The organism is Paenibacillus sp. NPDC058174 (assembly GCF_042883865.1).
Classification (GTDB): domain Bacteria; phylum Bacillota; class Bacilli; order Paenibacillales; family Paenibacillaceae; genus Pristimantibacillus.
Window position 1 is genome coordinate 1236808 of record NZ_JBHVUY010000001.1, and the last position, 22318, is coordinate 1259125.

Sequence of the window (22318 nt, forward strand, 5' to 3'; positions counted from 1 at the left end):
AATAGCGAAGCTTTTTTCGTTATACATGCCTGCGTTCAGCCTGAAAAGGCCTATAACGCATGTTTTTTCGCTATAGTGTAGACGCATTTCCTTATTGAGAAAAAATATCCATTATTGATCCTCTAATGGCTCAAAATCACCGAACGATCGGAAAGGTAGTGAAATTTCTTCCGTTAAATAGCGAAGCTGGTTCATTAATCAGAAATAACGAACCAGCTTCGCTATTTAACAGAGCTTTTTTCGTTATACACGCCCGCATTTGGTCTGAAAACCCCTATAACGCATGTTTTTTCGCTATAGTGTCAACGCATTTCCTAGTAGAGTAAAAATGTGCATTGTTGTTCAGCTAATGTCTCAAAATTGCCGAAAGTACAGCAAGGCAGCGAAGTTACTTACATTAAATAGCGAAGCTGGTTCGTTAATCGAAAGCTGCGAGGAGATTTCTGCTACTGTCCGGTTTATTTACTTTGATGAGATTCAGATTATCACAACGCTCGCACCCAGACTTTCATAGCCACTTTCTGACTGTACACGAATGATCCAACCAACTTACTTATACCCGAACTTTCTGTCTAACTATCTACCTTTCTATCTACTTTTTCTTTCCCCACTCCCTCTTCCCCCACAAACGCAAACAAGGTTCTCCATTTACTGGAGAACCTCGCTCTGCACTGCACTGCACTTCTTTCAATCCCAACAACCGCCTAATAAAGCTTCGGCCGGCGATCCTCGAACACCGGAATTTTCGCTCTCACGGAATCGACTAGCGACAGATCAATATCGGCGTATAGAATCGCCTCTTCCTCGCCGCCCTCGACGATCGTTTCGCCCCATGGATCAAGCACCATGGAATGGCCGAAAAACGCCGTTTCGCCGCTTGTTCCTGTACGGTTGCAAGCTATAACGTACATCTGGTTCTCGATCGCTCTGGCCGTAAGCAGCGTCCGCCAATGATGAAGGCGCGGATGCGGCCATTCCGCAGGAACGAACAGCAGCTTGGCACCCTCCAGCGCAAGTTTGCGCGACAGCTCCGGGAAACGGATATCATAGCAAATCATCATTCCTGCTTGATGGCCTTCAATTTGCAGCTGGCCCAGCTTGTCGCCTGCCGCCAAATATTTCTCTTCATCCATAAGACGGAACAGATGGATTTTGGAGTAGTCGCCGATTTCCTGGCCTTCACGGTCAAAAGCATAGATCGTATTGTACACGCCATCAGCCTTCTGCTCCGCAATAGAGCCGGCAACAACGTAGACGCCATGTTTTTGGCTGAATGCTGAAATATACGCCTTCGTCCGCTCGCCCTCAGGATCTGCAAGCTCATTGATTTCTGTCAATGCATAACCGGTATTCCACATCTCCGGAAAGACGATTACATCGGGCTTGCGTGGCCCGGCAACCGTCTCCTCCAGCATGCTTGTAAGCTTCGCGAAATTAGCCTCCGGCTGGCCAACCTCGATATGCATTTGCAGAAGCGCGATCCGCAATGATGATGTCATGGGTAAAACTTCCCTTCACAAAACATTATTATTTTTTCCCTAATGATACCCTCTCATGGTTCTCTGTCAAGTTGGGAATTCTAATTTCGATGCCTGACCTGAATCTGAATCCCCCACTTAAAAAGGAGAGATGTTTATGCCGCTCAAACGTATAGCAGCGATGCTGCTCGCAGTAGGCATGATGTTTGGCTTTGCAATGTCCGTATCGGCGGAGGCTCCGAAGGATGAGCCGTTCAAGCCCGTTCAAGTATTTGATGTCAAAGCAGGAAAGGTTGTAAAAAGCGTACCCAATGACAAGCAATTCCAAAGCTTTGCCCATAGCTGGATCGGTTCCGTAACGGGTCTCGCCCCGCAGCTCAAAAATGACGACACCTGCAGCTATGTATACCGCATTCCGCTTGAAAAGCCCGCCACGATTAAAGTGAACGGCATCAAGGTTGCCGCGGAAGACGTTTTCCTCTTTTATTGCGATGACAAGCCGCCGCTCTTACTCGTATTCGACGAGCAGCGCAGACCTTACTTGCTTCTTTTCAGCGCGGACATTAAACCATTCATTCAAAAAATCGGGCTGCCTTAGGCTAAGCCGAGCATCCGGCCAGACTGCGGATACGATACCACTAATCCGGCTCCATTCCCTCTCATGCCGACTAATATACTCGACATAAAAGGTTTTCGCATGCTACATTAAATTCAATGTCGATCTTATGAGAGAAGCAACTATTTGTGGAGTGTGAGGGAATGGAAACGCAAATCGGACAACATACAATTAAACCCGCGGAGCGGATGACGGGATTGCCGACGCAATTTTTCGCCAAGCTCGTAGCTAAAGCGAATGCACAGGTTGCGAAAGGCCGCGACGTTATTAACTTGGGCCAAGGCAATCCGGATCAGCCGACTCCCCCGCATATCGTGGCAAAGCTGCAGGAAGCAGCGGCCAATCCGTTATATCACCGCTATCCGCCATTCAGCGGTTTTCCTTTTCTAAAGGAAGCCGTTGCGAAGCGTTATAAAGAAGATTACAACGTCGACATAGATCCGGCGACTGAAGTCGCTATCCTATTCGGAGGCAAAACAGGACTGGTCGAAATTAGCCAATGCCTGCTTAATCCCGGTGACGTCTGCCTCGTGCCTGATCCCGGCTATCCCGACTACTGGTCTGGCGTGGCGTTGGCAGGAGCGGAAATGCGCTTTATGCCGCTGACTGCTGACCGGGACTTCCTTCCGGATTACAGCGCAATTGATGAGGAAACGCTAAAACGGGCCAAGCTGATGTTCATGAATTACCCGAACAATCCGACCGGCGCAGTCGCAACCCCGGCTTTTTATGAAGAAACGGTTGCTTTTGCCCGCCGGACTGGCGTCGGTGTCGCAAGCGACTTCGCTTACGGTGCCATTGGCTTTGACGGCAAACGGCCGATCAGCTTCCTGCAGACGCCGGGGGCCAAAGAGGTTGGTGTCGAGTTCTACACGCTGTCCAAGTCGTACAATATGGCCGGCTGGCGGGTTGGCTTTGCCATCGGAAATCCCCAAATCGTCTCCTTAATCAATTTGATTCAGGATCATTACTACTGCAGCTTGTTCGGCGGCATTCAGGAAGCGGCAGCCGAAGCGCTCACCGGCCCGCAGCAGTGCGTAACAGAGCTCAATGCGACTTACGAAAGCCGCCGCGAAGCGCTGTTTGGCGCACTAGACCGTATCGGCTGGAAGGCGGATCGCCCCGGCGGCTCCTTCTTCTGCTGGCTTCCGGTTCCGGAAGGCCATACCTCGGAATCTTTCGCCGACCTTGTACTCCAAGAAGCAGATGTTGTTGTTGCACCTGGCGTTGGCTTCGGCACGAACGGCGAAGGTTACGTCCGCCTGGGCCTGCTTACAAGCGAAGAGCGGCTCGTGGAAGCCGTCGAGCGAATCGGCAAGCTTGGCTTGTTCTAAACGCCTTATTTTTACTGTAAAAAATCGCGTAAATGCTTCATCTGCCTTGCTTTACAGCAATGCCGGATCATGATATGCTATTCCTTAATTAAACATGTAACGTGATGACGGGAATAGTAAGCTTGAACAGGTCGTGAACAGAGAGTAAATTCCTTAGGCTGCAAGAATTTACCCCGATCGCTCGCCGAACCAGCCCCTGAACGGCCGGTGATGAGCCGGACAGCGCCTCCTGTTACGAGGCATGAAGCAGGACTGCAGCACATCTATGCCTATCGCCAGCGATAGATGCATAACCGGCAGTCAACAAAGGTGGTACCGCGGAAGCACAGGCTTTCGTCCTTTATGGACGAGGGCCTTTTTATTTTGTCAGGAAATGGGATGAGACAGATGATGCCGGAACGAATTGTTGTAAAAATCGGAAGCAGCTCGCTTACCTCCGATGAAGGCGGTCTGAACCGCGAGCGGATTGCTTATTTCGCTTCAGAGCTTGCTGCCCTGCATGCGCGAGGCACAAGCGTCATATTAGTAACATCCGGCGCCGTAGCCGCAGGCTTCCGCCAGATCGGGTATCCTGCCAAACCAAAGGCTGTACATGAAAAACAAGCCGCAGCGGCAGTTGGCCAAGCGCTCCTGATGCAGGCCTACCAGGAGGCAATGAGCCAATATGGCATCGTTGCCGCCCAAATTCTGCTGACACGCGCCGACTTCTCCAACCGCAAGCGCATCTCCAATGCGCTGATGACGATTGAAGAGCTGCTCAGGCTGCGGACGATACCGATCATCAACGAGAATGATACGGTATCTACACATGAAATTGTACTTAAGTTTGGCGACAATGATTATTTGTCCTCTCTCGTTGCCGCGATGACCAAAGCGAGCCAGCTCGTCATGATAACCGATATGGATGGCCTCTACACGGAGGACCCGCGAAAAAATCCGGAAGCGGTCAAAATCGAGCGTGTCGATCAAATCTCCGAAGAGATTATGAAGCTCGCTGGAGACTCCGGCTCCTCCGTCGGAACCGGCGGCATGCGCTCCAAAATCGAAGCGGCGAGAATCGCAATGCGCGGCGGCGTACATGCCTTTATCGGCAAGGTGCAGCAGCCCGGAGATTTGGCGCTGGCTGTCGCAGGAGAAGGCAGAGGCACTTACTTCGATACGCAGCTTGACAGCTTGCCGATGAAGAAGCAATGGCTTGGCTTCCACTCCATGCCGAAGGGCAAAATCATTGTCGACAACGGCGCGGAGCACGCACTTCTAAGCGGCGGCAAAAGCCTCCTCCCTGCCGGCATCCGCGACATTGAAGGCGAGTTCCATCCCGGAGATGTCGTCGAGGTCGTTGGCGAGAGCGGCGAGACAATCGGACGCGGCGTCGTCAGCTATGCGGCTTGGCAAGTGCAAGCGGCTGCCGGGCTAAGCACCGAGGAAGTACGGCGCCGGGTTGATGTTGCCCGCATCGAGGTTATCCACCGGGATGAATGGATTTCATTGCGATAATCAGAAATACTTATGAATTCAACATAAAGAGCGGAGGTTTTCGATATGATAAGCGAAGTTAGACAGAAAGCGACGTTAGCTCAGAATGCAACAGGACTTATGAACAAAGCGACTACTGAACAAAAAAATGCCGCGCTGAATGCAATGGCAGATGCACTAATCGCCAATCAGGCGTCCATCATTGAGGCAAACGGCCTGGATCTTCAACGCGGCCGCGAGCAAGGCACAAGCTCTTCTCTGCTTGACCGTCTTGCCTTGAATGAACAGCGTGTAGCCGCTATTGCTGAAGGATTGCGGGAAGTGATAGAGCTTCCAGATCCAGTCGGAGAGCTGCTGGAGCAATTTGACCGGCCAAATGGACTGCGCGTTGAGAAAAGAAGAGTGCCGCTTGGCGTCATCGGCATGATCTATGAAGCCCGCCCTAACGTTACGGTAGACGCAGTTGGCCTATGTCTCAAAACCGGCAACACCGTCGTACTGCGCGGCGGCTCAGCTGCACTCGACTCCAATCGTGAAATTGTGAAGGTGCTGCGGGAAGCTTTGTCTCAGACAGCCCTCCCGCCTGACGCTATTCAGCTGATTGAGGATTCAGACCGCGCTTCGGTCAATGAGATGCTGAAGCTTAACGGCTTGCTTGATGTTGTTATTCCGCGCGGCGGAGCTTCGCTGATCCGCAATGTAGTCGACAATGCGACCGTTCCTGTCATCGAGACGGGTGCTGGCATCTGCCACACCTACGCCGACAGCAGCGCTGATTATGAAATGACAGCGAATATCGCTTACAATGCCAAGGTGCAGCGCCCATCTGTCTGCAACTCCATGGAGACGCTTATTCTTCATGAGGCTTTTGCCGACCGCTACCTCGTTCAGCTTGCTGATAAATTTACAGCAGCTAACGTTGAGCTGCGGGGTGACGACAAGACGCTGAAGCTGCTGCCGCAAGCAGTATTGGCTACCGAGCAGGATTATGCGACGGAATACAGCGACTATATCATGAATATCCGGATCGTCTCGAATCTGGACGAAGCACTCGATCATATCCGTAAATACGGAACGAAGCACTCGGAATGTATCGTAACGGAAGATGTGAAACACGCGGAACGCTTCCTGGAGGAAGTGGATGCAGCAGCGGTCTATCACAACGCCTCCACCCGCTTCACGGACGGATTTGAATTCGGCTTCGGCGCAGAGATCGGCATCAGCACGCAAAAGCTTCATGCACGGGGTCCAATGGGACTGCCTGCGCTTACTTCAACTAAATACCGCATTTACGGAAACGGACAAATTCGCGGTTAATTAAAATAGGACACAACACATCAATAAACCAGATGGAGGTTGCCACAATGGTAGGATCAGCAACAAACGGAGCAGCGGCGGCGATCCAGTCGCTGCAGCTCAGCTTCTACGGAGCCGGCTCGATGGCCGAGGCCATTATGCGCGGCATTTTGAATCAAAACTTGACTTCGCCTTCCCAGATCTCAATGCTTAACCGTTCCAACACCGAAAGATTGCGCGAGCTGTCGCAGCGCTACGGCATTGCAACAACGCTGGAAGGCTCGACGAACGAAAACTATTTGAAGCAAGCAGACGTTATCTTTCTGGCGATGAAGCCTAAAGACGCTGTCGCAGCGATCGAAGCTATCCGCCCTCATGTCAACGAGAAACAGCTTATCGTTTCCGTTATCGCGGGCATCTCAATCGCCTCGATCGAAAAGCTGCTGGGCGGCCAATATGCGATTGTTCGCACCATGCCGAATACGTCCAGCACAATTGGACTCGGCGCTACAGGCATCAGCTTCTCTAGCACCGTATCGGAAGAGCAGCGCCAGCTTGCTGAAACGATTTTCCAATCGGTTGGCATTACTGCCGTCGTCGAAGAGCCGCTTCAAGATTCCATTACAGGCGTGTCCGGCAGCGGTCCGGCTTATGTCTATTACTTCATGGAAGCGATGCTCGCTGCTGCTGAGAAGCTGGGACTCCCACCGGAAGCGGCTAAAGATCTCGTCGTGCAAACGGTGCTTGGCGCCGCTGAGATGGTCCGGACGACTGGCGAGGAGCCGGCGGAGCTGAGACGCAAAGTAACGTCGCCTAACGGCACGACGCAAGCGGCCATTGAGACGATGGCGGCGGGCCAATTAGCCGAGACGATCATTAAAGGCATGCTCCGCTCTTCGGAACGCGCTGCAGAATTGGGTGCTGAAATCGAAAGGAGCATCATGAAATGAGCCAAGTATGTATCGCTACTTACCGCAGCTATGATGACAAAGCGGATTTTCATAAAAAAGCGCAATCCATTGCCGTCGGCCTGACGGTCGGCAGTTGGACGGACTTGCCGGAAGCACGCAAAGCAGATATGGAAAAGCACTTGGGCAAAGTGCTGTCGGTCGATGTTCACGAACCAGCCGGCGGTGAACGTTATGCGGACATTCGCATCGCCTACCCTGACATTAACTTTAGCCGGGACATCCCTGCGCTGCTCGTTACGATCTTCGGCAAGCTGTCCATGGACGGCAAGATCAAGCTGATCGACCTGGACGTATCCGAGCAGTTCCAATCGGCATTCCCGGGTCCGGCATTTGGCTTGCAAGGTGTCCGTGATTTGCTTGGCGTACACGACCGCCCGCTGCTGATGAGCATTTTCAAGTCGGTAGTCGGCCATGATCTGGCCAATCTGGAGGATCAGTTCTTCAAACAGGCGCTCGGCGGCGTCGATCTGATCAAGGACGATGAAATTTTGTTCGAGAATCCGCTGACCCCGCTGGAGAAACGCGTTGAAGTCTGCATGGCGGCAGCACAGCGCGCGCAGCAGGAAACAGGACAAAAGCTGCTCTATGCCGTAAACCTTACGGGGCCAACTTCACAGCTCGCAGACAATGCACGCAAAGCGATCAATGCAGGCGCCAATGCTTTGTTGTTCAACGTGCTGGCCTACGGCTATGATGTATTGCATGAGCTTAGCAAAGACAGCTCGATCAACGTTCCGATCGCTGCGCATCCGGCTATGGCAGGCGCCTTCTATCCGTCGCCGCATTACGGCATCGGCGCATCCGTGCTGCTTGGCAAGCTGATGCGGCTGGCAGGCGCCGATCTCGTCCTCTTCCCTTCCCCTTACGGCTCGGTCGTGATGCCGAAGGAAGAGAATCTGGCGGTCAAAGACGCGCTGCTCGCACCGTCGGACAAGCTGCGTACCAGCTTTCCGGTTCCGTCGGCCGGCATTCATCCGGGACTCGTTTCGCTTATTTTACGCGACTTCGGCACTGACGTCGTTGTAAATGCCGGCGGCGGCATTCACGGCCATCCGATGGGCACAGCAGCGGGCGGACAAGCGTTCCGCATCGCGATCGACGCTTCACTTAACGGTACGCCGCTGTGCGAGGCGGCAGCACAACCGGGCAATGAGCCGCTGCAGGCGGCAATTGACGCATGGGGAGTTAAAGAATAATGACAGCAGCTAAGAAACGCATCATCTTCTGCGATTTTGACGGTACGATCACGGTGAATGACAACATTATAGCGATCATCCGCCACTTCAATCCGCCGGGCTGGGAAGCTATTGCCACTAAAGTGATTGGGCAAGAAATTTCCATCCGCGACGGAGTCGGGCAAATGTTCCGGCTGCTGCCCTCTTCGATGCAGAAGGAAGTTGTGGAATTCGGCATTACCAATGCCAAAATCCGTGACGGCTTCGCTGATCTGCTGGCTTATTGCAAAGAAGCCGATATCGAATTTTATGTAACCAGCGGCGGCATTGAATTTTTCGTCTATCCGATTCTGGAGCCGTTCGGCATTCCGCAGGATCATATTTATTGCAACGGCAGCGACTTTAGCGGCGAGCATATCGAAATTACATGGCCGCATCCTTGTGACGGGCATTGCACCAACGATTGCGGCATGTGCAAGACGACGATTATGCGCCGCTTCCCGGACAGTGAATACGAGCGGATTCTCATCGGAGACAGCGTAACCGATTTTGAAGGAGCAAAGCTGGCAGATACGGTATTCTCCCGTTCTATACTCACTGAGAAGTGTCGCGAGCTTGGGCTGCCGCATTTCGAATTTCAAGATTTCCACGACATTATAAAGCAGTTGAAGCAAACCTAGCATCCCGCCTCCCTGCAGCAGAGAGGCATTCACATAGGATTGGACTTCAGGAAGGACGGTAACTGTAGCATGGCTTATCAAAATGTAACTTTGGAGCAGAAGCAACAAGCATTCGCGGAGCTGCGCGACGTAAAGGAATTATTCGCTTCACGCGGCTGGTTTCCGGGCACAAGCGGCAATTTGTCCGTTCGCGTTGGCGACTATGCGGCAAATGATTTTCAATTTGCCGTGACTGCCAGCGGCAAGGACAAAACGGTCCATACGCCAGAGGATTATTTGATCGTTGACCAAGACGGCAAGCCTGTCGAAGCGACGACACTGCGTCCTTCGGCCGAAACGCTGATTCATACGGAGATCTATCGTTTGACGGGCGCAGGAGCTATTTTCCATATTCATTCCGTCTACAACAGCATCGTCTCCGAATGGTTCTGGGACCGCAAAGCCGTTCCGGTTAAAGCGGTAGAGCTGATTAAAGGGTTGAACATCTGGGAAGAAGACGCTGAAATCGACATTCCGATCGTCTCCAACTTCGCAGAAATTCCGCGAATCGTTCCGGAAGTTACGGAGCGTCTCAATGCGAAGATTCCTGGCATTCTGCTCCGCAACCACGGCATTTATGCTTGGGGCGCCAATGCGTTCGAAGCGAAGCGCCACTTGGAATCGTTCGAATTCCTCTTTGAATACGTATACCGCCTCGAGCTTCTTAAAGGCAATAAATAAAACGACTCGGCCCCTATCGCTTCTCTGCGGTTAGGGGCCGAGCTCGTTCTGCCTGCAGTGCAGCGTTTTGTCCAGTCCCATATTGACCTTGACGCTGCGTTAATGTATATAGTGAAGGAAAGAAAAGGCGGTGAGCTGGAACGAATGAAAGTACATGAAGCGGCCAAACGGCTTGGCGTCACGCCCCGCGCATTGCGCTTTTATGAGGAAAAGGGGCTGCTGAAGCCGAAAAAAGCAGAAGAAAACGGCTATCGCGACTATAGCGAGGATAACATCGTCCAGCTGCGCTGGATTATTGCGCTGCGGGAGCTAGGGCTTCCCGTTACAGCGATCGGCAAAGTGCTTGAAGCCTTGGCTATAGACGTGGAATTGACTGCTCCCGCTGGCGGTGGCAGTTTTATTCGCCAAGCCGATGAAGTGCGGGCCGAGCTGTACACCGAATGGATCGAGCAAGGAAGGCGGCTGCAGTCGCTCGACAAGGCGATAGCCGTCTGGCGGTCGCAGCAGGACGGCCCTGAGCTGGAGGCCGCTGAGTCAAACGCGCTGCAGCTCAAACAATCCCGGATCGAGCGGATGACCTGGAGCGACCGGTGGCATTATGATGAGCTGGCTCTCGTTCATGGCAAAGACGCACCGATTGTGGCGCTCACCAACGAGCTTACGCTAGAGCAATACGAGAACGCCTTGCTCCAAATTGTCGAATGGCTCGATCCCAGACCCCAGGAGCCGGGTTTGGAGCTAGGGGCGGGTACTGGCAACCTGACAGCACTTCTAACCGCTCAGAGAGCCGTTATGACCGCCGTAGAGCAGTCACAGGAGATGCTCGCCGTGCTGCGCGCACGGCTGCCTGCAGTAGAGCCCCGACTCGGCAATCTGCTCTCATTACCAGTCTCTGGCCCCTCGTACCGCTTCATTGCCTCCAGCTTCGCTTTCCGCCATCTGGAGCCTAACCAGCTGCTCCTTGCCCTTATAGAAGCCGACCGCGTCCTGCTGCCCGCAGGAAGGCTCGCCATAACCGATCGCTGCGATACAGTCTCCCCGCTTCGCAGCTGGCTGGAGCAGCATCACTACTCCATCGTTACGGAGGAATTGGACGGCGGCCTCATGCTCTTGTACGCAGTAAAGCCCTAGCCGATCGGCTAGGGCTTTACTATATTGCTATGAATCAGCAGCTTAACTGCGGCCGCCTCTAAACTTCTGGGTGAAGGCTCTCGCTTCGTCCACATTCGTCACGCGATTGCGGCCCCATTCGAACAAAATCCGGTCAATATAGCGCAGATTGAGCTTGCCTGCAAACACCGCTTCCTTCAAGGCAAAACGGATCAGCTCGTCTGCATAACCGTCCTGATCAAGCCAAGTGCTGATCGTCTCGCATTCCATCGGAGACAACAGCCGCCCGAATTCCTGTTCATAGACAGAGAACAGATTTTTCGGATCAGCAGACCGCTTAGGCGTCTTCCGCTCCGCCCGTTTCGTATCCCGCTTCTCCCCTGCAGCCCATTCCGCTGCCTTCAGCAGCCAGCCGCTCCAGTTGTATTGCTCGGATTGAATGCCGGTCTCCGCATCAATCTGATCGTCGATGGCCAGAAACCCTTCCTTCATCAATTTGCTCAAATGCTGCTCTGCTTTCTGGCCCGTAATTCCGAGCCGGTCTGCAAGCTGGGCAGGTGTCGGAAATTCGATCCCCTCATTGTCCCTGAACAGCGTTAATTGAAGAAGAAGCATCGCTTCCGTATCGGACAGTCCCAACTGGCGATAGGAACGCAGCAAAAGCGCCGACACATGAATGCCGCCTTCATTCAAGACGGCAGCCATGCCTCTCGAGTACGCTTTCCACATATCGTCATTGCTCACTGTCCTCAGATCCTCTCTATGCTTATACTGTTGCTTGCACGATCCGGTACGTATCCCGCGCAATGATCAGCTCTTCGTTCGTCGGAACGACCAGCACCTTGACACGCGAGCTGTCCGTCGAAATATAACGGGGATGCTTGCTCCGTTCCGCGTTGCGGGTTTCATCCAGTTCTATGCCAAGGAACGTTAAGCCTTCGCATACTGCCTTCCGCAATACAGCGGAATTCTCGCCTACACCGGCAGTGAAAATCAGCGTATCTATGCCATTCATAGCCGCGGCGTAAGCGCCGATATATTTGCGCATGCGATACGTGTACATGTCGAATGCAAGCTGAGCGTTGCGGTCGCCGTCCGCTATCGCTTCCTGTACCTCGCGCATGTCGCTGCTAACTCCCGAAATCGCGAGCATACCGCTATGCTTGTTCAGCATGGAATTCACTTCGTTCAGCGTCAGCTCTTCCTTGTTCATAACATAAGGGACGATAGCCGGGTCAAGATCACCGCTCCGAGTACCCATCATCAGGCCTTCAAGCGGCGTCATGCCCATGCTCGTATCAAATGACTTGCCGTCTTTAATAGCCGTGCAGCTTGCGCCGTTGCCGATATGGCAGGATACGATCTTCAGCGATTCAAGCGAAGCGCCGAGAAACTCAGCCGCTTGCTCGCTTACATATTGATGCGATGTACCGTGGAAGCCGTAACGGCGCACTTTATGGCGGCGATACAGCACCTTCGGAATCGGATAGAGATAAGACGTTTCTGGCATCGTCTGATGGAAGGCCGTATCGAAGACTACGACCTGCGGGATGTTCGGCATATTCGTCTCCACTGCGAGAATCCCCATCATATGAGCAGGATTGTGAAGCGGCGCCAGATCGAACAGCTTGCGGATTTCAAGCTTCACTTCATTCGTAACGAGTACGGAGGATTTGAACACTTCGCCTCCGTGTACGACGCGGTGGCCTACAGCCTGAATCTCACTCATCGATTTGAGCGCGCCGTATTCCGGATGCATAAGCGCAGCCAGCACTTTTTTCACCGCGGAAACATGGTCCAGAATTTCATCGACGGTGCGCACTTCCGGCCCGTCAGCTGGCTCATGTGTCACGATTGAGGAATCCATCCCGATCCGCTCGACACGGCCGCTTGCCAGCACCGATTCATCTTCCATATTGTACAGCTGATATTTTAACGAGGAGCTCCCGGCATTAATTACGAGTACTTTCATCATAGCAGTCGGTCTCCATCCTTATCATATTTGAAAAAGCCTACGCCTGATTTAGCGCCAAGATGTCCTGCGCGGACCATCTTCTTCAACACGATGGACGGACGGTATTTCAGCTCGCCGTATTCGCGGAACATGCGCTCAAGCGCTGCCAGCACCGAATCGAGACCGAAACGGTCAGCCATTTCGAACGGTCCGTGCTGGAAGGAATAACCGATGCGCATCGCGCTGTCGATATCCTCTGCTGAGGCGACCCCTTCTTCCAGAACGTGAAGCGCTTCATTTATGAAGAGGCAGATCAGTCTGGAGGTGACGAAACCTGGTGACTCAAATACCATAACGCCTTTTTTGTTAATAACGTTCTCCACAAAAAACTTCGTACGGGCAAACGTATCCTCGGAAGTTTTCAATCCACGTACAATCTCAACCATATTGATCTTGAATACCGGATATATGAAATGCAAGCCAATGACCCGTTCCGGGCGGCTGGCTACGCTTGCGAGCTCCGTCAAACTGAGCGTTGATGTGTTGCTGGCCAGAATGACATCAGGGCCGCAAATGCGGTCAAGCTGTTCAAACACCGCTTTTTTGCTGTCCAAGTCTTCTGTAATGGTCTCGATGACCAGCTCGCAATCCGTTAAGCCGTCGTAGCTCTCGCCAAACTGGATACGATTGAAGATGGACTTTTTCTCCGCTTGTGTGAGCGCCCATTTCTCGATCTGCTTGTCCAAGCTTAGTTCGATCATTTCCTTGCCGTATATTAATCGTTCGGATGATATTTCGATCAGGTAAACATCCAACCCGTTTGATGCGAGCATCTCGGCAATGCCTTGGCCCATTGTGCCGGCACCGATTACTCCAACTTTTTTAATTGACATAGTTCTCTCCTTGTTTGGCTTTATCCTCTCGCAGCTGCTTTCGTCCGCAGCTGTGGGGTAGCCTTTATCTTCATCTTCTTTCCTGGCATATGTATGCCACCTTTCATTATAACGAATTTTAGTAAAAAAAGAAGGCAGACGGGGCGTCTGCCTTCAAATTGTTGAAAATAGTTACGCGCTTTGCGACAGTTTGGTGAGCAAGCTCCGGAAATCGTCACCGCTTATCGTTTCTTCGCGGATAACCACATCTAACGCATCAACAAAAACCTGCCGTTTCGCCGTTAGCATTTCCTTTGTCCGGGCCATCAAATCATCCAAGATTGAACGATTCACTTTCGCCCAGCTTTCCGGCGTCATCATTTGCGCATCGATAATGCCAAGCTCCGTCAAGCCCGATTCCACAAGCGTCCGCACAATGCCCATTGCCTGCTCGAAATCATTGCGCGAGCCTGTGCTTCGTCCGCCGTAGAAAATCTCTTCAGCAGCTGCCCCGCCAAGCGCAATCATAATTTGGCTGTCCAAAAACTCCCGCGTATACAAATATTTATCCTGCTGCGGGTTATGGCGCACATAGCCTAGCGCCTGTCCGCGCGGCGACAATGCCACCTGCGAGACGCTGCCCGGCCGTACAAGCTCTGCTGCAATGGCATGTCCCAGCTCATGCAGGGCGACGCGCTCTCTTTCTTCCTTCGTCGCCTCGCGGTCCGTCTTCTCGCCCATCATGACTTTATCGATCGCCATCGCCAAGTGCTGCTCGTTAATAAACGTGCTGTCTTCGCGCATCGCATAAATTGCGCCCTCATTCATGACGCTCTCAAGCTGCGCGCCCGAGAAACCAAATGATTCGGAAGCAATTCGTTCCAAGTTAAGCTCAGGGTCCAGCGGCTTGTTCGCAGCATGCAGATTCAGGATATGCAGACGGCCTTTCTTATCCGGCAGCTCGACGCCGATATGACGGTCGAAGCGGCCCGGACGAAGCAAGGCGCTGTCGAGCATTTCCTTGCGGTTCGTCGCGGCAATAATTAAAATACGCGGCGCTTCGTCGGAACGAATGCCGTCCATTTCCGTCAGCAGCTGATTAAGCGTCTGGTCATATTCACGATGCTGCCCGCCGTCACGTTTTCCGCCAATGACGTCGATCTCATCGATAAAAATAACGGCGCTGCTTTTGCCGGCTTTTTTCGCCTTTTGACGCGCTTCCTTGAACATGTCACGGATACGGCCGGCGCCGACACCCACATACATCTCAACAAACTCACTGCCGGAAGCGGCTAAGTAGATCGAATCCGTATAAGCAGCAGCCGCTTTCGCCAGCAGCGTCTTGCCTGTTCCGGGAGGGCCCGTCAGCAATATGCCCTTCATCGGACGAATGCCCAGCTTCTTAATCTCCTCATGCTTAACCAGAAAATCCAGCGCCTCAATCAGCTCCGATTTGGCACGCTCTTGTCCGCCGATTTGTTCGAAGCTCATTGTGGACTTCGACAGATCCATCCTTTGCTTGCCGCCTTGTGCGGCTGCCATCCTGCCTCTGCCTCTGTAAGCAAAAGCAACGCCCGCCGCCAAAGCGGCGAGCAGCAGGAACGGCATCACATTGACGCCTGCTACGATCAAGAATACCAGCAGTACAGGCACAAAACCGATAACAATCTCCAGCCAATATTTACGCATGTGCGGACACCTCCAGCATCACTGGCGTACGCGGCAATACGACATATTTGCGGTTAGTGCCGTCCATAATCGTAACATAGACGTTATTGTCATCCATCTCCGTATTTGTCGTTATGCCGGCATGCTCCTGAGAAAGCCGGTCCATCGCTTTCGGAATATCGGAATAGGCCTTCGTCTCCATCGCTTGCGCGACATCAAACAGAACAGTCGACCACAGATTGTCCAGCTTATCGCTCGATTTCGCATTATCTATATTCAGCTTCAGCTCTTTGCTGCCAATTACGTCTTTCCCATTCTCCTGAATGGCATCATATACCTGCTTCAGACTGGCATCCGGTTTCAGCGTCAGCGAGATCGACACGCGGTCTCGTTCGATAACTGGCGCTTTCGCCGATTCAATGCCAGGTACGCCTTGAACCGCTTTGTCGAGCGGAGCCTCCAGCGCAACTTTATTATAGAGCAGCCATCCGCCAAACAAGACAAGGGCAGTAGCCGCGGCAGTCAGCAATACGGGAATCATTTTAATTTTGTGCAACAATGAAAAATCCCCCTTCCAAACGCTATATGTTATACGGCGCGTATATCATCTCTGCTATACGGAAGTATATCATAGTTTAGCGTTAATCAGGGGGTGTAAAAACAGGAAACAGACCCTGCTAGGCGGCAATTCGCGCTGGCAATCGGTATTCCGTTATGAATGAACCGTCGCGGAAACGGTAAAATTCATAGTAGTATTTCGTTGTATGCTCTTCACGGGAAAAATAAATCTCCCACACGGGTTCGCCATTCAGCATACCCGGCTGCATCCGCTTGATATCAGCATCCGGCTTGGCTTGCAAAAAGCTTTCTCTTATCGAATCTTTGTTTGCCGCCTCTGAGGTTTTAATAATAATCGGCGGTGCTGCATCTGCTTTTACTGAGCCATCTGCTGCAACATTACTGGCCTCATTCTCTGTTTTTTCCGGGACTGCCATCCACACGTATACCTCTGTATCGGTTTCGTCAGTTCCTTCGATGACCCAATACGCACGATCCCATACATGCTTCGTTGCTTTTGTCACAGTCTTCAGCTCAGCAGCTTCGACTGCCTCTTTGCGGATCGAAGCTTCTTGCGACCAGTACGGAAGCTGGACCGAACGATAGTAAATAAATATCGCCGCAAGCAGAGCAAGTAGGAGCAAAATAGAGAGGGTTACCCATCGCTTAGCCGACATGAGCGGCTTGCGTTTTTTCGTGACCGCTCTCATCTATCCATTCAGCAGCCGTTCAAAGCTGGCTGCCGCCTCGTAACGAATTTTCTCCTCATCCAGCTGTGTGCACTGGCCATTCTTAACGACCTGACGTCCATCCACCCAGACATGCTTCACATCACGTCCGGAGCCGCTGTATACGAGGTGAGATACGATGTCGGTCTGCGGGTAGAAATGCGGCTGCTCTAAATCGATAGCGATGAAATCCGCTTTCATGCCTTCAGTCAAAGCGCCAAGCTGACCTTCCTGCCAGATCGATTTCGCGCCGTACACCGTACCCATGCGCAAAGCCTCGATCGCCGGAATGACCGTCGGATCTCCGCTTACGCCTTTATGAAGCAACGCAGCGAACTTGATCTCTTTGAACAAATCCAGATTGTTGTTGCTTGCCACGCTATCCGTACCAAGCGATACCGTTACACCTGCGCGAAGAAGCTCGGGAACGCGCGCCACACCGCTTGCAAGCTTCAAGTTGCTTACAGGATTATGGGAGACTGCAACGCTGCGTTCTGCAAGCAAAGCGATCTCATCATCCGTCAAGTGGACAGCATGCGCGACAAGCGATGGCCGGGAGAAGAAGCCTAGCTTGTCCAAGTGCTCAACCGGACGCAAGCCGTAATCTCGAACATTTTGCTCCACTTCCGCAATCGTCTCCGACATATGTGTATGCAGCGGAAGATCATAGTCATGCGCAGCTTGAACAAATTTCTCGATATAATCTGGAGGGCATGTGTACGGAGCATGCGGCGAGATCATCGTCGTAATGCGGCCGTCAGCCTTGCCGTTCCAGTCGCGTGCGAACGCGATTGCTTCTGCCAGCTTTGCCTGCTGCACATCTTCTGGACACAGGCCGATAACGCCTCGCGTCAAGACGCCGCGAATACCAGATTGTTCTACCATTTGCGCAACCTGATCCATCCGGTCGTACATATCGACGAAAGCCGTCGTTCCGTTCTTCAGCATCTCGACAATGGCAAGCGCGCTTCCCGCACGAGTATCTTTGTCGACATATTTAGCTTCCATCGGCCACATCTTTTGCTCCAGCCACACCTGCAGGTTCTGGTCGTCGGAGAAGCCGCGCAGCAGCGTCATCGCTGCATGGCCATGCGTGTTAATAAGGCCCGGCATGAAGGCAAGCTTGCTGCCGTCGATCCGCTCTGCATCCGGGGACAGCTCAGCCGGATTTGGAGTTTCTGCTCCAATATAGGAAATCCGGTCATCCGTTACGACCATGTGACCGCGAAATTGCAAGGCGTTATCATTCATCGGAATAAACAATCCGTTATCAATCCAAATTTGACTCATCGATCCCGTTCCTCTCTCGTTCCAAATAATAAGCAAGGCTCAGCAGCTCTTGCGTGAAATCGGCATGATGAATCCGAACTTCATCCGGTACCCTTAGAATAGCGGGAGCAAAGTTCAAAATGCCTTCAACGCCAGCCTCTACAAACAGGTTGGCGACGTTTTGGGCTTCGAAAGCCGGCACTGTAATGATGCCGATGCGAATGCCAAGCTGCTTGACCGTCGCCTTTAGCGCATCCATCGGAAGCACTGATAAATTGTTGATTTGGCTTCCAATCTTGCTCGGATGGGCGTCAAAGACGGCGACGATCTTCATGTTGTCTTTCGAATATTTATTATAATTGCACAGGGCATGGCCTAAATTTCCCGCTCCGACAAGTGCGACATTGATCACTTGATCCAGCTTCAAAATTTGATTGATTTTGTCCATTAGATAAGAAACGTCATAACCGATGCCCTTGCGCCCGAAATCGCCGAAGTAAGCTAAATCCTTACGAATTTGCGCAGGATTCAAATCGAGCTTCAGGCCAAGATCCTGCGAGGAAATCGTTTGGATCTCCCGGTGCTGAAGCTCCTTCAGCACCTGCAAATAGATCGGCAGCCTTCGAACGACCGCTTCCGATATTTTCGTCTGCTTCATTTGCTCGCTCCTTCCATCTCAGCTTGGGATCCAGCAAGCCATTCCCGAATTCTCGGTACCATCAAATCTGTATGCATCGTTTCGATTTTCGGACCGGGCAGCGAATAGAGAAAATGCTTGCCGTAATACGTGTCGATGACTCTCGTATCATATAAAATGACGATGCCTTTGTCATTTGCCGTGCGTACAAGCCGGCCGAAGCCCTGCTTGAAACGAATGACCGCTTGCGGAATGGACAGCTTCATGAACGGATTCTGCTTTTGCTTCTGCAGCAGCTCCGATTTCGCCTCCACCAGAGGATGATTCGGCGGCTGGAACGGCAATCTGACGATTGCAAGACAAGTAAGCGCATCCCCAGGGATATCTACGCCCTCCCAGAAGCTGCTCGTGCCGAGCAGCACCGATTGCGGCTGCTGCGTGAATCTCCGCGTCAGCTTGGTCCGGTTGCCGCTGTCAATGCCTTGCCCGATCACTTGAATGCCTTTCCCGGCCAATGCCTCTTTCAACGGCTCGTAGGTCTGCTTGAGCATCCGGTACGAAGTGAACAGTACGAGCATTCTGCCATTCGTTTCACTCGCGGTCTCCGCTAGCGACTGCACAAGCATGGAGACGAATTGAGGATCGCCGGAAGCGCCTTTCATCGTCGGGAAATTGCGCGGAATCATGACCAGCGCCTGCTGCCGGTAGTTGAACGGCGACGGCAATTGCACTGTTTTGAGCCGGTTGCTCGCTTCAAAGCCTTCCAGACCCAGCTGCTCTTCCGCATACTGGAACGATTTCTGCACGGATAAAGTGGCCGAGGTCATGACAATGCTATCTTTAACGTTAAAGAAATATTGCTGGAGCTGACGGCTCACATCAATCGGCACCGCGTACAATTGAACCGATCTGTAGCGGTACTGTGCGCTTGCTTCAATCCAGAAGACATCGGTCGATTGATCGATCTTCATAAATTGCTTCAAATCATCTTTAATCCGTGTCAAATCACGCAAAGCGCCGTTCAAATCGGTGACAAGGCCTTGAATGCCGGTATCGTCGATTTTATCTTTGATGTTGGAGCCCATTTTCTCGGCCAAGCGAATGACGCGGCTAATCTCTGAAGATACGTTGCCCTCAACCGTAACCGCATCCTCCCATCCTGAAGGCATGCTTTCGCTGCGCAGACGGCAGACAGAGGATTGGCCATTCTCCGAATTTCCCTCTACAGATGTGCCGACAAAGCTGTACATCAGCTCGAACAGCTTCTCCCAATGCTCTTTAATTTCGCTGAACACCGGAATAATTGTATCGATTGTCTCCACCCAAGATTCGGAATACTCATGGCCCTCCTGCTGCAGACGATGACGCAATGTAGGCAGCAGCCCGGTCCGCGCGTCTTTGAACAAACGTGTCGTCGTATGGGACAGCGAAAAATAATTGATCTGCATACCCAAGTGCTTGCTTGCCACTTCCTCGACATGATGGGCTTCGTCAATGATCAGATGATTATAAGTCGGCAGCAAGCGGTGATCGGCCTGCACGTCTGTAAACAGCATGGAGTGGTTCGTTATGCACACATCTGCAATGTTAGCCTCATGCTTGGCGCGATGATAATAACAGCGTTTGAACCATGGACAAGCCCGATTCAGGCAGGAATCGGCGTCGCTTGCAACCGTTGACCAGAAATCAGCGCCTTTGCCGCCGAAATTAAGCTCTTCCTGATCGCCGGTTTCCGTCTCTCCAAGCCATACAACCATTTGCGATGCAGTAATGGCATCATCGACGGGAGCAACCATATCCTTTGCATTAATTTTACTTTCAAATTTGCGCAGACACAAATAATTGCCCCGCCCCTTGAAGATGGATGCACGGAATTCAAACGGCAATACATCCTTTAGCAAAGGAATATCGCGATGACGAAGCTGTTCCTGCAGGTTAATCGTATGCGTGCTGACGACGATCTTCTTCTCTTCCTTAACTCCGTAGTAGAGAGAAGGAATCAAATAGCCCAATGATTTGCCTGTTCCGGTGCCTGCTTCGATCAGCAAGTGACGATCGGCTTGCAGGGAATCGAATACTTCGCGGAACATCGTCGTTTGCGCTTCACGCTCTTCGTAGTTGGGGAATTTCTCGATAAAACGCTGCTTAATGCTGTCCAAATATTGCTTGAACGACATATCGCTAAGCGCGTCTTCAATGGAATCGGCACGAGCAGGCTGCTCCTCCGTCCATTCTCCCGCTTTCATCGCAAACTGATTGAAATATTGATACGCATTCAAATCAATAGCGGATTGCTGCTCGGCCTGCTGAAGAGTCAAGGCAAGGAACCAGCTCAAATCGGAGCCGTTGTCCACAAGAAAAGATAGCCGCTGCAAAGTAAGCAGCGGCAATTGGCGCAGTTTCCGGACCGATTCGGCGAATAGCTTTGCCGTGGCCATCGCATCGCTGTCAGCACGGTGATGCTGGTCATGCGTGATGCCAAACAGTTCAGAAACCGCACCTAGCTGGTACGTTGTTATGGAAGGATATAAAATGCGAAGCAGTTCGATGGTGTCCAATCTGCGGCCGGTAAACGTGTGATAGCCGCAGCGGTCCAGTGCCTGATTAAGAAAGCCTGCGTCAAAGTTAACGTTATGGGCGACCAATACCGCATCGTCCAAATAAGGTATCAATTGCATCAGAACTTCGTCCAGTTCCGGCGCATCGGCTACAAGCCCGGCATCAATACCGGTTAGCTGTGTTATAAAAGCCGGTATTTCGATAGTAGGGCGCACGAATGAATTGAAGCTGTCTACAATGTCGAGCTCGTCATTGACAATGACGAGTCCGACCTGCAGAATCTCATCGCTTATGCTGTGCCCTGTCGTTTCCAGATCCAATACTGCATATTTCATTGTAATGACCGATCTCCTCACAAGCAGCAAAGCTCGGTGCTTCCAAAAAACAAAGACAATTGCTGCGGCGTTTCTTTACAACATTTCAAGTTGGCAAGCGAATCCTTAAAGCTTGGGCATGTCTCATGAGCCTTCAGAAAAAACTGCTCCGCATGCTCCAAATTCATATGAACCGCTTGAATGCACCCAAGGGCATTATAGCCTAAAGCACGCCATTTGGGATAGTCCGTTAACGCAACTAACAGCTGGAAATGCCGCTGCGCTTCGCTCCATTCTTGAAGATGCATGTAAGTCATTGCAAGGAACAAGCGTGCCAAATTGCATTCCGGGATTTGACTGACCGCTGTTTGAAATTGCGCTGCCGCGTTGGTAAACATAAAAAGTTTATAATAGCCCTGTCCTTTGGAGAGCAGCTCCGCCGTTTCATACGGAACCTCCATATTCAACTCCGCATCATACAATTGCTGGTCATTCGCATTCCCTGTCTCGGGAGCGGCGGCGCCAGCTTCAACAGTGGCGACGGCAAGCGGCTGTGCGAATACCGCCATCGCCGAAGGTGCAGCAGAAGCAGCCATCACGCCTGCTTCTGCCGTATTCTGATCCCATTCCATCAAACCGGAAAGCTTCTCCTCGAAATCGATCCATTGCTCCACCAGCGAATCACTCATCTGCTTCAGCAGCTGAATTTGTTCGTCATACTGGAGCTTTTGCGCGCCTTCGGCTGTCGGATAATTACAAATGAGCTGATCAAGCATTTCGTTCATCGTATCGAATAGATGTTGGAACATGGTCGCATCCCGCCTTCACCAAAGAATTGAGGAGTGATATGCTCATTCTTTGTTTCGGGGGTGCTTTTCATACCCGGTGCCAGCCGTTACATAG

The 22318-nt window shown here is 52.1% G+C and carries 20 protein-coding genes; 9 read left to right on the plus strand and 11 right to left on the minus strand.

Annotated features, from left to right (window positions below):
* Positions 1–704: 704 nt before the first annotated feature.
* Positions 705–1499 (minus strand): carbon-nitrogen family hydrolase, encoded by a 795-nt coding sequence (locus ACFVVF_RS05495; protein WP_387806145.1) that lies wholly within the window; start codon positions 1497–1499, stop codon positions 705–707.
* 136 nt (positions 1500–1635) lie between these two features.
* On the opposite strand from ACFVVF_RS05495, the gene ACFVVF_RS05500 reads away from it, so the two are divergent.
* From ACFVVF_RS05500 to ACFVVF_RS05540, 9 genes are all read left to right on the plus strand, one after another.
* Entirely contained in the window at positions 1636–2076 is a 441-nt protein-coding gene (locus ACFVVF_RS05500; protein ID WP_387806147.1) for a hypothetical protein, read from the plus strand.
* Between the two features lie 161 nt (positions 2077–2237).
* Positions 2238–3428 (plus strand): pyridoxal phosphate-dependent aminotransferase, encoded by a 1191-nt coding sequence (locus tag ACFVVF_RS05505; protein WP_387806149.1) that lies wholly within the window; start codon positions 2238–2240, stop codon positions 3426–3428.
* Positions 3429–3818: 390 nt separating this feature from the next.
* Positions 3819–4925 carry a glutamate 5-kinase gene (gene proB / locus ACFVVF_RS05510; RefSeq protein ID WP_387808843.1) on the plus strand — a complete coding sequence of 369 codons (1107 nt, stop codon included), beginning with the start codon at positions 3819–3821 and terminating at the stop codon, positions 4923–4925.
* 45 nt (positions 4926–4970) lie between these two features.
* Positions 4971–6221 carry a glutamate-5-semialdehyde dehydrogenase gene (locus tag ACFVVF_RS05515; protein WP_387806151.1) on the plus strand — a complete coding sequence of 417 codons (1251 nt, stop codon included), beginning with the start codon at positions 4971–4973 and terminating at the stop codon, positions 6219–6221.
* A gap of 47 nt (positions 6222–6268) precedes the next feature.
* Complete coding sequence (gene proC, locus ACFVVF_RS05520) at positions 6269–7150, plus strand: pyrroline-5-carboxylate reductase (protein WP_387806153.1); 882 nt, start codon at positions 6269–6271, stop codon at positions 7148–7150.
* A complete protein-coding gene (locus ACFVVF_RS05525) occupies positions 7147–8367 on the plus strand; it encodes a 2,3-diketo-5-methylthiopentyl-1-phosphate enolase (protein ID WP_387806156.1) in 1221 nt (406 codons plus the stop codon). Before proC ends, ACFVVF_RS05525 begins: the two co-directional genes overlap by 4 nt.
* On the plus strand, positions 8367–9026 hold the full coding sequence (locus tag ACFVVF_RS05530; RefSeq protein ID WP_387806158.1) for a 2-hydroxy-3-keto-5-methylthiopentenyl-1-phosphate phosphatase: 660 nt from the start codon (positions 8367–8369) through the stop codon (positions 9024–9026). Before ACFVVF_RS05525 ends, ACFVVF_RS05530 begins: the two co-directional genes overlap by 1 nt.
* A gap of 69 nt (positions 9027–9095) precedes the next feature.
* Complete coding sequence (gene mtnB, locus ACFVVF_RS05535; RefSeq protein ID WP_387806161.1) at positions 9096–9746, plus strand: methylthioribulose 1-phosphate dehydratase; 651 nt, start codon at positions 9096–9098, stop codon at positions 9744–9746.
* A gap of 144 nt (positions 9747–9890) precedes the next feature.
* Positions 9891–10877 (plus strand): MerR family transcriptional regulator, encoded by a 987-nt coding sequence (locus tag ACFVVF_RS05540; RefSeq protein WP_387806164.1) that lies wholly within the window; start codon positions 9891–9893, stop codon positions 10875–10877.
* A gap of 42 nt (positions 10878–10919) precedes the next feature.
* Here the strand turns inward: ACFVVF_RS05540 and ACFVVF_RS05545 are convergent, their stop codons facing one another.
* From ACFVVF_RS05545 to ACFVVF_RS05590, 10 genes are all read right to left on the minus strand, one after another.
* Positions 10920–11600: a DnaD domain-containing protein gene (locus tag ACFVVF_RS05545; protein ID WP_387806166.1), complete on the minus strand. Its 681-nt coding sequence runs from the start codon at positions 11598–11600 to the stop codon at positions 10920–10922.
* 22 nt (positions 11601–11622) lie between these two features.
* Complete coding sequence (locus tag ACFVVF_RS05550; protein ID WP_387808845.1) at positions 11623–12828, minus strand: acetate/propionate family kinase; 1206 nt, start codon at positions 12826–12828, stop codon at positions 11623–11625.
* Positions 12828–13703, minus strand: a complete 876-nt coding sequence (locus ACFVVF_RS05555; RefSeq protein WP_387806169.1) for a 3-hydroxyacyl-CoA dehydrogenase family protein — start codon at positions 13701–13703, stop codon at positions 12828–12830. The genes ACFVVF_RS05550 and ACFVVF_RS05555 overlap by 1 nt, the downstream gene beginning before the upstream one ends.
* 171 nt (positions 13704–13874) lie before the next feature.
* A complete protein-coding gene (locus tag ACFVVF_RS05560; protein ID WP_387806171.1) occupies positions 13875–15371 on the minus strand; it encodes an AAA family ATPase in 1497 nt (498 codons plus the stop codon).
* The gene (locus ACFVVF_RS05565) at positions 15364–15909 is read right to left on the minus strand and encodes a hypothetical protein (protein ID WP_387806174.1); all 546 of its coding nucleotides are present in this window, start codon (positions 15907–15909) and stop codon (positions 15364–15366) included. The genes ACFVVF_RS05560 and ACFVVF_RS05565 overlap by 8 nt, the downstream gene beginning before the upstream one ends.
* A 118-nt stretch (positions 15910–16027) precedes the next feature.
* The gene (locus ACFVVF_RS05570) at positions 16028–16618 is read right to left on the minus strand and encodes a cell wall elongation regulator TseB-like domain-containing protein (protein ID WP_387806176.1); all 591 of its coding nucleotides are present in this window, start codon (positions 16616–16618) and stop codon (positions 16028–16030) included.
* Positions 16619–17926 carry an amidohydrolase gene (locus tag ACFVVF_RS05575; protein ID WP_387806178.1) on the minus strand — a complete coding sequence of 436 codons (1308 nt, stop codon included), beginning with the start codon at positions 17924–17926 and terminating at the stop codon, positions 16619–16621.
* Complete coding sequence (locus ACFVVF_RS05580) at positions 17907–18563, minus strand: redox-sensing transcriptional repressor Rex (protein ID WP_387806180.1); 657 nt, start codon at positions 18561–18563, stop codon at positions 17907–17909. The genes ACFVVF_RS05575 and ACFVVF_RS05580 overlap by 20 nt, the downstream gene beginning before the upstream one ends.
* On the minus strand, positions 18560–21436 hold the full coding sequence (gene dinG / locus ACFVVF_RS05585; RefSeq protein ID WP_387806183.1) for an ATP-dependent DNA helicase DinG: 2877 nt from the start codon (positions 21434–21436) through the stop codon (positions 18560–18562). Before dinG ends, ACFVVF_RS05580 begins: the two co-directional genes overlap by 4 nt.
* A gap of 17 nt (positions 21437–21453) precedes the next feature.
* Positions 21454–22224 (minus strand): hypothetical protein, encoded by a 771-nt coding sequence (locus tag ACFVVF_RS05590; RefSeq protein WP_387806186.1) that lies wholly within the window; start codon positions 22222–22224, stop codon positions 21454–21456.
* Positions 22225–22318: the final 94 nt, after the last annotated feature.